At 65.5% G+C, this 11,577-nt stretch carries 12 protein-coding genes; 6 read left to right on the forward strand and 6 right to left on the reverse strand.

The window, feature by feature from the left end; all coding sequences use genetic code 11:
* The first annotated feature begins 119 nt into the window (after nt 1-119).
* The gene (kynU, locus tag ACTIIH_RS14645) at nt 120-1,421 is read left to right on the forward strand and encodes a kynureninase (protein WP_441452646.1); all 1,302 of its coding nucleotides are present in this window, start codon (nt 120-122) and stop codon (nt 1,419-1,421) included.
* 75 nt (nt 1,422-1,496) lie between these two features.
* Here the strand turns inward: kynU and ACTIIH_RS14650 are convergent, their stop codons facing one another.
* Together ACTIIH_RS14650 and ACTIIH_RS14655 are read right to left on the reverse strand one after the other, a co-directional pair.
* A complete protein-coding gene (locus ACTIIH_RS14650) occupies nt 1,497-2,249 on the reverse strand; it encodes an MOSC domain-containing protein (RefSeq protein ID WP_441452647.1) in 753 nt (250 codons plus the stop codon).
* Nucleotides 2,250-2,316: 67 nt separating this feature from the next.
* Complete coding sequence (locus tag ACTIIH_RS14655; protein ID WP_441452648.1) at nt 2,317-3,660, reverse strand: MFS transporter; 1,344 nt, start codon at nt 3,658-3,660, stop codon at nt 2,317-2,319.
* A 94-nt stretch (nt 3,661-3,754) separates the two neighbouring features.
* Here ACTIIH_RS14655 and ACTIIH_RS14660 point away from each other — a divergent pair, with 94 nt between their 5' ends.
* Both ACTIIH_RS14660 and ACTIIH_RS14665 read left to right on the forward strand, forming a co-directional pair.
* Complete coding sequence (locus tag ACTIIH_RS14660; protein WP_441092074.1) at nt 3,755-4,324, forward strand: isochorismatase family protein; 570 nt, start codon at nt 3,755-3,757, stop codon at nt 4,322-4,324.
* Between the two features lie 60 nt (nt 4,325-4,384).
* Nucleotides 4,385-4,807, forward strand: coding sequence for an OsmC family protein (locus ACTIIH_RS14665; RefSeq protein WP_441452649.1), 423 nt, complete (start codon nt 4,385-4,387; stop codon nt 4,805-4,807).
* Nucleotides 4,808-4,871: 64 nt separating this feature from the next.
* On the opposite strand, the gene ACTIIH_RS14670 is transcribed toward ACTIIH_RS14665, so the two are convergent.
* The 4 genes from ACTIIH_RS14670 to ACTIIH_RS14685 all read right to left on the reverse strand — a co-directional run bounded on the left by ACTIIH_RS14670 (nt 4,872) and on the right by ACTIIH_RS14685 (nt 8,181).
* Nucleotides 4,872-5,732: a PPK2 family polyphosphate kinase gene (locus ACTIIH_RS14670; protein ID WP_441452650.1), complete on the reverse strand. Its 861-nt coding sequence runs from the start codon at nt 5,730-5,732 to the stop codon at nt 4,872-4,874.
* Nucleotides 5,733-5,791: 59 nt separating this feature from the next.
* Complete coding sequence (locus ACTIIH_RS14675; protein ID WP_441452651.1) at nt 5,792-6,490, reverse strand: hypothetical protein; 699 nt, start codon at nt 6,488-6,490, stop codon at nt 5,792-5,794.
* A gap of 266 nt (nt 6,491-6,756) precedes the next feature.
* Nucleotides 6,757-7,443 (reverse strand): trimeric intracellular cation channel family protein, encoded by a 687-nt coding sequence (locus ACTIIH_RS14680; protein WP_441452656.1) that lies wholly within the window; start codon nt 7,441-7,443, stop codon nt 6,757-6,759.
* 234 nt (nt 7,444-7,677) lie between these two features.
* The gene (locus tag ACTIIH_RS14685; RefSeq protein WP_441452652.1) at nt 7,678-8,181 is read right to left on the reverse strand and encodes an OsmC family protein; all 504 of its coding nucleotides are present in this window, start codon (nt 8,179-8,181) and stop codon (nt 7,678-7,680) included.
* A 109-nt stretch (nt 8,182-8,290) separates the two neighbouring features.
* Between ACTIIH_RS14685 and ACTIIH_RS14690 the strand changes: the two genes are divergently transcribed.
* The 3 genes from ACTIIH_RS14690 (at nt 8,291) to ACTIIH_RS14700 (ending at nt 11,519) form a co-directional block, all read left to right on the forward strand.
* Nucleotides 8,291-9,868, forward strand: a complete 1,578-nt coding sequence (locus tag ACTIIH_RS14690; RefSeq protein ID WP_441452653.1) for a molybdopterin-dependent oxidoreductase — start codon at nt 8,291-8,293, stop codon at nt 9,866-9,868.
* A gap of 154 nt (nt 9,869-10,022) precedes the next feature.
* Nucleotides 10,023-10,715: a fasciclin domain-containing protein gene (locus tag ACTIIH_RS14695; protein ID WP_441452654.1), complete on the forward strand. Its 693-nt coding sequence runs from the start codon at nt 10,023-10,025 to the stop codon at nt 10,713-10,715.
* Between the two features lie 228 nt (nt 10,716-10,943).
* Nucleotides 10,944-11,519 (forward strand): sigma-70 family RNA polymerase sigma factor, encoded by a 576-nt coding sequence (locus ACTIIH_RS14700; RefSeq protein ID WP_441452655.1) that lies wholly within the window; start codon nt 10,944-10,946, stop codon nt 11,517-11,519.
* Nucleotides 11,520-11,577: the final 58 nt, after the last annotated feature.

An 11,577-nucleotide genomic window follows, 5' to 3' on the forward strand; every position in this document is an offset into this window, starting at 1 on the left:
TGAGACAGCACAGCTCAGCAACCTCGCGCGAGGTTGCTGGGCCGCCGTCAGGTAGTTCTGAGGCGGTAGCCTGGAATGCAGACGAACCCACCGGTTCCCTCACCACGTGGAAGGCGACGATGACGACCCCTGACCGGACAGCCACCTCGGCGAATCCAACAGCAATCACCCGTGCGGACTGTGAACGACGCGATGCGAACGATCCCCTGCGCGGCTTCCGCGAAGAGTTCCTGCTCCCGGACGGCACGATCTACCTCGACGGGAACTCTCTCGGCCCCCGCACAAAGGGAGCCGCAGAACGCGCCCAGGACGTCATCACCGACGAATGGGGCACCGGCCTCATCGGGTCGTGGAACACCGCCGGCTGGTGGGATCTGCCGGCAAAGTTGGGTGAGAAGGTCGCCGGGTTAGTCGGCGGCGGGGCCGGGTCGACCGTCGTCACGGACACCACGTCGATCAATCTGTTCAAGGCCGCCTCGGCGGCGCTGAAGATGCAGGCCGAGGATTCCCCGAACCGGCGGATCATCCTCACCCAGCGGGAGAACTTCCCCTCCGACATCTACATGCTTCAAGGATTGGCCGAGCAGCTCGGCGACGGCTACGAAGTCCGGCTCGTCGACGATGGGGAGGTCACCGCAGGATTCCCGACCACGATGTCCGACGAGGTGGCCCTCGTCGTCCTCACCCATGTGAACTATCGGACCGGTCGGCTCTTCGATATGGGCACGACCACCTCGGCGATCCATGCCGGCGGAGCCATGGTCATCTGGGACCTGTGCCACTCGGCCGGTGCTCTGCCCATCGATCTGACCGGAACGGGTACGGACATGGCGATCGGCTGCACGTACAAATTCCTCAACGGCGGGCCCGGCTCTCCGGCGTTCATCTGGGTCGCAGAAGCCCTGCAGAACCGATTCAGCCAACCTCTGTCGGGGTGGTGGTCGCATGCGCAGCCCTTCGATATGGCCCCGGACTACCGGCCCGCCGAAGGCATCCGCCGGTACCTCACGGGCACGCAGGGAATCCTGTCGATGTCCGTGGCGGAGCTCGGCCTCGACATCCACTCGCGGGCGAACATGGAACAGGTCCGCGAGAAATCCCTGGCACTGTCGGACCTGTTCATCGACCTCGTCGATGAGCGTGTGGCCGATCACCCGGTCGAGGTCGTCACCCCACGTGAGCACGCCCATCGCGGGTCCCAGGTCTCGATCAGGCATCCGGAGGGGTTTGCGGTGATGAGCGCGCTCATCGAACGCGGAATCATCGGCGACTACCGTGAGCCGGAGGTGCTGCGGTTCGGATTGACCCCGCTCTACATCGGGTTCACCGAGGTCTGGGACACCGTCGAGGCCCTGCGCGACATCCTCGACAACCGACTTTGGGACACCCCGGCGCACAAGGTCCGCGGCGCCGTCACCTGATTGCTACCCGACGGCGGCGCAGCAACCTGGCGCCAGGTATCTGGGCCGCCGTCACCTGCGTTGGGACATGGCCGCTCAGGTGTCCGGAGCCGCAGAGGTTTCGATGACCTCGGCGTTGACGCCGAAGTACGGTTCACCCACCTCATTTCGCGGGCGGCTGGCGGCAAGCGTCTTAAGCAGATTGCTGCCCCGTTCTCCAGTGATCGGGTCGAGATCGAGGACGGCACACCGCGCAATCGGATCCCCGATCCGCACACGCAGCGCGCCGACGTCCGGCACGTTCACCGTCGCCTCCCGGCCTCGCCAAGTCTCTTCGATGAAGGGTTCGTCCGTGTCGAGGACGAGGGTGGCACGAAAGCGGGCGGCCTCGTCAAGCAGCTCGTGGTGAACGGATCGATCGGCGAGTTCCCTCATCGAAGCAGTCGTGACGATCGACAGGCCAGCTCCGTAGATCACGTCTCCACGCAGTGCGCGGGCCAGCCGCACCGGCCTTCCCAGCCACTCGGAGGCGAGCTTCGAATGCGGGCCGTCAGTGAGCTCGAGGTCGACCGGTCGCTTCCAGTAATAGCAGGTCAGGCGCTCGCCCTGCCCGACTGGCACCCCAGAGGCAGAGCGCCCGTCGGGCAGGGTGATGGTCAGTGTGTCGTCGACGAGTGAGGTGGTCATGCGGATGAGCCGCGGATTCTGCACGGTTTTGAGTACCTGCCGTCGCTCGACATCGACGAAGCAGAACTCACGATCGCCGATCGGGCCGTGACCGTCGACGGCTGCTCCCGGTCGGGCCTCATGTCGTGTGCCTTTGACGTGGGCGAACCCGATCGATGGCACACCGAATTCCCGCGCTGGAGCAGGTGACGGCGGCGCAGATACCTGGCGCCAGGTTGCTGCGCCGCCGTCAGGTAGTAATTGCAGGGGGGTTGCGGCCTCCTGTGATGGCGTAGGTGCCGATGGCCACCGCTCCGATGGCCAGGACCGTGCCGCCGATGATGACGGCTCCGGGGAGCGTGGCAATCGTGCCGAGCACTCCCGCGGTGACTCCGGAGAAGGTCTGCATGCCGGGGCCGAACGTCGCATAGGAGCCGATGACGCGACCGCGGATCTCCGGCGGCGCCTCGAGTTGGATGATGGCCATCTCGGTCGACTCGGCAGTGATCTTCGAGACCCCGGCGATCACCAACAGGATGACCGCCACCCACAGGTGCGAGGTCAGGGCGAAGAGCAGCGCGCTCAGGCCCATCGCCGAGGCGGCCAGTGCCGCCGCAGCCGGGACGGCCTTGATCCACCCGGTCGCCTCGAGCCCGAACCCGCCGAGCACTCCGCCCGCGCCCATGGCGAAGAGCAGCACCCCGTAGGTGAAGTCGCTGTCCCCACCGACCGGATTGAGAATGTCGCCGAACACCGGCATCGCCGTCTGCAGCACCGCCCCGATCGTCGTCGAGGCGAGCGCCGCCAGCAGCAGCATGCCGACGATCGCACGATTGTGGCGGACATCGATGAGCACCCTCAGCGACTGGATGAGGGTCGTCCGCGCGGTGCGCACCCCTCCGCTGCGCAGATGTCCGGTGAAAGGGGTGCGGATGAGGAAGATCGTCAGCGGCAGGTAGAAGATGATGTTGATGAAGATGCCCCATGTGGCGCCGACCCCGAGCAGCAGGGCGGAACCGACGACGGGACCGAAGAGGATGCCGAGGCTGCGGAAGGTCGCATTGAGGCGGACCGCGCTCGGCAGCTCTGTCCGATCGACGAAGTCATGGAGCATCATCTGTTCGGCCGGACCCCACAGACAACCGGCGAGTCCGTGGATGACGAGCAGCACGCAGGCCTGCCACAGCTGCAGGGAGTCGGTGAGGAAGAGGATCCCCCAGCACAGGGACACGACCATGAACATGATCTGCCCGATCTGGATGAGGCGGCGGCAGTCGAAGCGTTCGGCCAGGGATCCCGCATAGACGGAGAGCAGCAGGAAAGGCAGCCAATGGCTGATGAGCTGGAACCCGACGAGAGCCGGAGATTCGAATTTCTGCCACAGCACCCAGTAGGTGATGACGTGCTCGATGTTGTCGCCCATCATCGCCGTACCCGATCCGACCAGGTAGGGCGCGGTCTTCCAGCTGCGCAGGACGCTGAAACGGCGCGGACCGGCGGCACTGCCGCCGCCCGCTTTGCCCGCGGCCGCACTGCCCGCGCCAACTTTGCCGACGCCCACCTCGTCGCCGGATGTCTCGGAGGAATCGCTCACTCGCCTATTCTCACACCCGCAGAACAGACCGGCGCCGCGCTCTTGCCTGCTGGGATCGGAGCGAGGACAATGATCCTTGATCAAGGAGGATCATATGCCCACAGCTCAGCCGCGGTCATCCACTCGTCCGAAATCCGCCCTCGTCGTCATCGACGTGCAGACCGGGGTGATGCAGGCCAGTTGGAACTCCGAGTCAGTCATCTCCACGATCTCCGATCTCGTCGACCGCGCCCGAAACACCGGCACCGAGGTGGTCTGGGTCCGGCACAGCTCAGGTGAGCTTCCGCTCGATTCCCCGCAATGGCAGATCGTCGACACGCTCTCTCCCGCCTACGGCGAGTCCATCATCGACAAGACCCACGGCAACACCTTCGAGGAGACGGACTTCGAGGAGGTGCTCGCCGGAAAGGACGTCGGCCACCTCATCGTCACCGGTGCCCAATCGGACGCCTGCGTGCGCTCGACCATCCACGGCGGCTTCGCCCGCGGCTACGACGTCACCCTCGTCACCGACGCGCACACCACCGAGGATCTCACCGAGTGGGGCGCTCCCCCTCCGGAGCAGGTCGTGTCCCACACGAACCTGTACTGGCAGTTCGAATCGGGTCCCGGCCGGCAGGCACGGGTCCAGCAGTCGAGCGAGATCGACTTCGCCAGACCGTGATCGCCCCCGCTCCTGCGACCCCGCAAGTCTGCAGCCGCGCAAGTCTGCCATCATTGAGGCATGAGTGAAGACATCCGCAGCATCGAACTGACCCGCATCGCCGAGAACCACTACCGCGCCACCGCCCCGAGCGGAGCGAGCATCGAATTCGGTCGCGGCGAAGGACTCATGACCCCCGTCGAACTGCTCCTGGCCGCCGTCGCCGGCTGCTCGTCGATCGACGTCGACACCGTGACCAGCCGTCACACCGAGCCGACGAAGTTCGACGTCTCCGCGACCGCGGACAAGATCGACGAAGACGGCGCTTCCAGGGTGGACGACGTCCACCTCGACTTCGATCTCGAGTTCCCCGACGACGAGGAGGGCCGGAAGGCCGATGCCCGCGTCGAACGCCTCGTCGGGCTCTCCCATGACAAGTACTGCACGGTCTCGCGCACCGTCGAACACCCCACGAAGGTCGACTTCAGCATCCGTCGCGACTGACGTCGCGATTCGTCACGGCAGATCCTTCGCCGAGGCGGCCCGCCGTTGGGTACAGACGTGATCGTCAGCTCTCGGCGAGCCGCTTCTTCTCGACTTCGACGTCGAAATCGGCGGCCGGCCACTGCGGGTCGATGTCGACCAGGGCATCGAGCAGCAGACGCTGCACAGCCAAGCGGGCGTACCATTTCCGGTTCGCGGGCACGACGAACCAGGGCGCCGCCTCGGTGGAGGTGCGGTCGAAGACGACCTGGTAGGCGTCCATGTAATCCGGCCACAGGAGTCTCTCATCGACGTCTCCGGGGTTGTACTTCCAGTGCTTGTCGGGTCGGTCGAGGCGTTCGGCCAGGCGCTCCTTCTGCTCGTCCGGGGAGATGTGGAGCATGACCTTGACGATGTGCACTCCCGCCGCGATCAGTTCGGCTTCGAAGTCGTTGATGGCGGTGTAGCGGCGCTCGATCTCGGCGGCGTCGGCGAGTTCGCGGACGCGGCCGATGAGCACATCCTCGTAGTGTGAGCGGTCGAAGACTCCGATCATTCCGGGCCCGGGCACGCGCGGTCGGATGCGCCAGAGGAAGTCGTGGGCGAGCTCCTCCTCGGTCGGCTTCTTGAAGGCGGCGAGCTCGACGCCCTGCGGGTCGACGGCTCCGACGACGTGACGGACGATGCCTCCTTTGCCGGCGGTGTCCATAGCCTGCAGGACGAGGAGAACGGCAGGCCCGGAGTCCTCGTCGTGGTGCGCGGCGAAGAGGCGCTCCTGCAGATCGCTCAGCTCGATCGACAGCGCCTCGAGATCCTTCTTCCCCGATTTCTTGTCCCCGTCGTAGCCGGGCGTCGACTGCTGGTCGACCTCGCCGAGGCGGAATCCCTCCCCGACGCGCAGCAGTGGTGCGGGGTCGGTCGCCCAGTTGCTTCTCAGCTCACTCATGCGTTCATCATTCCAGGTGACAATGGCCGCGTCTATACCGATGAGTCACCGTTGCACGCTCACCGCCTCGAGCCCCGCCTCGAGCCCCGCGGCGGACGCGGCGGACGCTGAGGCCCGTCGATGCCCGGCAGCGGGTTCTCGTTCGTCAGTCCACGCCGACGCCTATCGTCCAGGTACCTTTGGTAGGCCGCATCACGCTCGGCAGCAGTCATCTGCAGCTTCGGCTTGTCGATGACATTCCGCAACATCGTCAAAACCGTCAGCACCGCCAGACCGATCAGCGCCACGACCACCCAGATCATCGTGGCGAGCAGGCTCGGCGGATTGTCGAAGACTTCCACACCGGCGAAGAAGATAAGGAAGACAAATCCGAGATACGGCAGCAGCAGCCACAGCGCGACCTTGTAGCCGCCGATCATCATCGGCAACATCATGCCCGTACTCCACGCCATGCCGCCGATGAAGAAGAGCAGAACGAGGAAGAAGCTCGCCGGATCGCTGCCCAGTTCCGCCGCAACCGTTCCGGGAACGGCCTGCACGCCGAGGAAGAACGGCCAGACCAGCGCCACCAGCGAGACGATCACTGCGGAGGCGACCACGCTGAGAAGAATCAGCGGGATGAGACCCTCACGCCGGAACCCGTCATCCGGTCGTTTGTGCTCCATGAACAGGAATGAGAACAAGAAGGCCAGGCCTGCGGCACAGATTCCCATCCACATCGCATCCGCTTCGATGATTTCGAAGTTGTTGCCGACCATCAGCCCGGTCGAGGCGAACCAGATGAGAAAGGTGAAGAAGAGCGCACCGAACAGGGTGAAGCCGAGGACGCGCAGAAAGTCACGCGTCCATGTCGGGACCGGTTCCTCCTCGCGCAACGGAAGCGGCCCGGGTGGGGGCGGTCCGATCGGTGTGTCGCTCATGATTTCATCCTCGCACAAGCACGGGCAGCTGGTGCCGGTCTCATTGTTTCAGATCCGCCACTGCGGACCTCAACCGGTCAGACACCGTCCCACAAGTCACACCCTCAGTCCGGTTTCCGGAACACCGACGGCAGCTTCTTCTTCACTCGACGACCGGTGTCCCGGTACGACCATTGCCGCATCGGCTGCGGCACCCGCCACTGCAGCTTCCAGGCGAGCATGCGGAAACCGAAGGCGGCGGCCGCGATGACCAGGGAGGCGATGGCACCCAACAGTCCGGTCACCTCGGCGATGATCGTCAGCCCCGAACCGAATAGGGCGGGGATGAGGTAGAGGTCGGTGCCGCGGAATATCGCCGGGTCCTCGCTGGCCACGGCATCGCGCATGAGCCCGCCGCCGCACGCGGTCAGCGCACCCATGAGCAGCGCCGCCGGATAGTTCGTCCCGGCGGCGAGCGCGATCGTCGTGCCGGTGACGCTGAAGAGGCCGAGGCCCATCGCGTCGAAGGCGACGATCCAGATCCGGGCCCGGGAGATGTGGGAGCCGATGATGTAGATGAGCAATGTCGCGATCACCGGCGGGGCGAGGTAGATCGGTTGGCCGATGGCATTGGGCACCCGGTCGAGGAGCACATCGCGGATCATTCCGCCGCCGATTCCCGTCATCGTGCCCAACACCAACCCTCCCGTGATGTCGAAATCGCGGCGCGCGGCCAACAGCACTCCGGAGACAGCGAAGACGAACGTGCCGGTGAGGTCGAGGGCGAGGAACAGGAACTCCTGCAGGTCCATATCCACCTCGGCTCCTCTCGTCGTGTCGCATCCGCTCGACCCCTGAATGTCTTAGCAGACACTGTAATCCGCCGTTGGGCCCCCTGGACCATTCCTCCTCGCCGAGGCGGCCGTCCAGGTGGCGCAGATCGCCGCCGAGGTGGCCGCGGAGTCCGACAGTCAACACCCGAGTGCCGACTCAGGAGGCCCCGACTTCGCAGTCGGGGCCTCCTTTCGCCGAGGTGGGTGGAGAGTTCAGCTGAGCTGGAAGTTGTCCGAATTCTTGTACGGTTCGATCTCGACGACCGGGGTGCCCTTGCCCACGAGCAGTTTGGAGATCGGGCAGCGAGCGTGGGCGCGGGCAGCGAACTTCTCGGCGTCGGTGTCCGAGACCCCTTCGATGGAGATGAACGCCTTCGGTGCGAAGTAGTAGCCGCTGCCGGAGGGTTCGTTGTGCAGCTCGACCTCGACGCGCACGCGTGAGAGCGCTTCGATGTCATTGACGGCGAGGACGACCTTGAGCGTTTCGCCGAGGCAGGTCGACCAGGCCATGGCGAGGAACTGTTCCGGGTTGTTGCCTTCTTCGACCCGTGAGGTCGGGGCGGTGGGCAGGGTCTGGCCGTCTTCGACGCGCACCTCGCCTGAGGTGCCGCCGAGGTTCTCGACCTTCGCGGTGTAGATCGGCGCGCTCGGGCTCTTCGGCTCATCCGCATCTCCGGTCGGAGCCTGCGGCTGGGCGTATCCGGGGTTCTCAGTCATTGCACCATGCTACGACAGGCGCGCAACAAGGTCACTGGCGTTTCAGTGAATGGTCAGCAACGAAAGCGTACAGACCCATCCACGGCGCCCGCGGCTCCGAATGATCACTATGAATCGGACAACCCGTGCAACCCACCGTTTCCGCGGCGCCGTGGCAGGCATCGTCGCCACCGTCTTGATGTTCGGTCTCGCGGACCTCATCGCGCGTGCCTTCAACCCGAGTGCTGCACCCCTGCTCACCCTCGGTCAGGCGATCATCCCCTTGGCGCCCCCGGCTGCGATCAAACCCGTCATCGCCCTCTTCGGCGACAACGACAAGCTCGTCCTCGTCCTCTCCACCGGGCTGGGTGCGATCGTCCTCGCCGGTCTCGTCGGAGCCCTGGCCGCCTCCCGCCGGCGTCTGGCCACGACGCTGCTGATCGTCGCCGGGCTCGTCCCGATCATCGTCATCATCATCCGCCCCGAGGCGGGTGCCCTCGACCTCATTCCCGCGCTCATCGGCTTCGCGGTCGGCATCACGGGCTTCATCCTGCTGCTGCGTCTCGGCCTGTCGGCATCCCCCGCCGAGGCGGCCGACCGTGCCGATGTCACGCGCGGTTCGCGGACGTCGGATCCCTTGAGCCGCCGCCGTTTCTTCGGCCTGGCCGGGGCCGTCGGGGCCATCGGGGCCGCCAGCATCGCCGCTGGTCAGACCATCGTCTCGCTCACACAGGATGCCGGCGCCGCAGTGGCCAAGCTGGTCCTGCCCACCCCCGCAAAGAAAGCGGCCGCGATCCCCGCGGCCGCGAGCACCGGCGTCGACGGCACGGCAACCTTCGTCACCGAGGCCAAGGACTTCTACCGCATCGACACCGTGCTCTCACCACCGGTCATCGACCCGCAGCAGTGGTCCCTGCGCATCCACGGCATGGTCGATCAGGAGGTGACCCTGACGATGGACGACGTCCTCGACCTGCCGCTCGAAGAACACCACATCACGCTCACCTGCGTGTCCAACCCCGTCGGCGGGGAACTCGTCGGCAACGCGACCTGGCTCGGCTATCCGGTGCGCGAACTCCTCGCCCGAGCCCGCCCGAGCGCTGATGCCGATATGGTCCTCTCCCATTCCTTCGACGGTTTCACCGCCTCGACTCCGCTCGGTGCGCTGACCGATGACCGCGCCTCCCTGCTGGCGGTGGGGATGAACGGCGAACCGCTCACCCCGATCCACGGTTTCCCCGCCCGCCTCGTCGTTCCTGGGCTCTACGGTTTCGTCTCCGCGACGAAATGGGTGACCGAACTCGAGGTCACCCGCTTCGATGAGAAGACCGCCTATTGGACCGACCGTGGGTGGGATGCGTTGGCGCCCATCCTCGTCGCCTCCCGCATCGAGGTGCCGGGGCCCTTGGCCACGGTCCCGGCCGGAGACATCCAGGTCGGCGGCACCGCCTGGGCGCAGCATTCAGGGATCGACCGTGTCGAGGTCAAGCTCGACGACGGTGACTGGACGCAGGCGGATCTGGCCGCGGAGGTCACGATCGACACCTGGCGGCAGTGGCGGGCCGAATTCGCCGAGGTGGCTGCGGGCTCCCATACCCTCACCGTGCGTGCCACGGACAAGGACGGCACGGTGCAGACTTCGAAACGTCGGGAGTCGATCCCGAATTCGGCCACCGGGCACCACCACATCCAATTCCGCGTCGAATGAGCCCGCAGCCGCCTCGGCGAAGAAATTCTCATATTTCTTCCCCATCCACCCATCCGAACCCGAAACCGCACCGAATACTCAGTACACAGCGAGTACTGGAGACCACTTCACAGCTGTGGGATCATCCGCATTACTGTTTCTAAGGAGAAGAACAATGAAGACTCTGCTTCGCACACGCACAGCCACCATCCTCTCGGCCGGCGCCATCGGCCTGTTGGCCCTCAGCGGCTGCGGAATGGATTCGGGATCCGGCAGCGAGGACTCCGGCTCGGAGTCGGGCAGCTCCGAATCCCAACCGGCTGACTCGAGCGAGTCCGAGATGCCCGACGAGTCCGGCGACTCCTCCATGGCCGATGCCGACCTCGTCGGCAAGGGCTGCTCGGCCTACGCCGAGGCGAACCCGGACGGGGCCGGATCCGTCGAGGGCATGGGCCAGGACCCGGTGGCCACTGCCGCGTCGAACAATCCGATGCTGACAACCCTGACCAAGGCGGTCTCGGGCGAACTCAACCCCGATGTCGACCTCGTCGACACCCTCAACGGCGACGAGTTCACTGTCATCGCCCCGGTCGACGACGCCTTTGCCGATGTGCCCAAGGACGACCTCGACGCCCTGGCCAAGGACTCGGACCAGCTGACGAAGGTCCTGACCTACCACGTCATCCCCGGACAGCTCTCCCCCGATGAGATCGCCGGTGAACACGAGACCGTGGAGGGTTCGAAGGTGACCGTGACCGGTGAGGGCGAGGACATGAAATTCGACGATGCCGGACTGGTCTGCGGCGGAGTCAAGACCGCCAACGCCACGGTCTACATGGTCGACTCCGTGATGATGCCGGAGAAGTGACCGGAACCTCCACAGTGAGAGGGCATCACGATGCAGCGGCCGGGAATCGATCAGCAGCACCAGGATCGGCTCCCGGCCGCCTTCGCATCCTCGATGGTCCCAGCGGCTTCGTGCGAACGCCGGCTGACCGTCTCGACAGCGCACGGCCCGACCGCTTCCCGCACCTCGTTCGACTCGCTCACCTGGGAAAGGTGTGATCGGTGTCTGCATGCATGGCATGATTGGGCAATGAGCTCTGACCATCAGCCGGCGGAAACCGCCGATCCCGGAGGAGCCCTGCTGATCCGCATCGCCGAGGGCGATCGGTCCGCATTCGAAGAGCTGTTCACCACGCACTCCCGCATCCTCATGGCCGTGATCGTCCGGATCGTCAAGAGCCGAACACTGGCCGAGGAGGTCTTGCAGGACTGCTTCACCGAGGTCTGGACGCGGTGTTCGGGTTTCGACCCGACCCGAGGGACGGGCAGGGCATGGCTGGTCACCCTGTGTCGCAGACGCGCCATCGACTGTGTACGCAGCGTTCAGTCCCAGCAGGACCGTGACCTCGCCGACGGGCTGCGCACCTCCACCGAGGCGGTGGAAGGAGTCGAGCAGACCGTGATCGACCGGGCGGAGTCAAATCGCACGGTCTCCGCGTTGAAGATCCTCCCCGAAGATCAGAGCAGACCCATCGTCATGGCCTTCTATCAGGGTATGACCCACACCCAGATCTCGGAGGACCTCCAGGTGCCGCTGGGTACCATCAAGTCACGGATCAGAGACGGAATGAAGAAGCTGCGAGAAGAGTTGGAGGCAAGCCGATGAGCGCAGATCGTGACTATCTGGCTGCCGGGCTGGCCCTCGGCGGGCTCAGCGACTCAGA

The sequence above is a fragment of the Brevibacterium sp. genome (genome assembly GCF_052105255.1).
GTDB lineage: Bacteria > Actinomycetota > Actinomycetes > Actinomycetales > Brevibacteriaceae > Brevibacterium > Brevibacterium linens_B.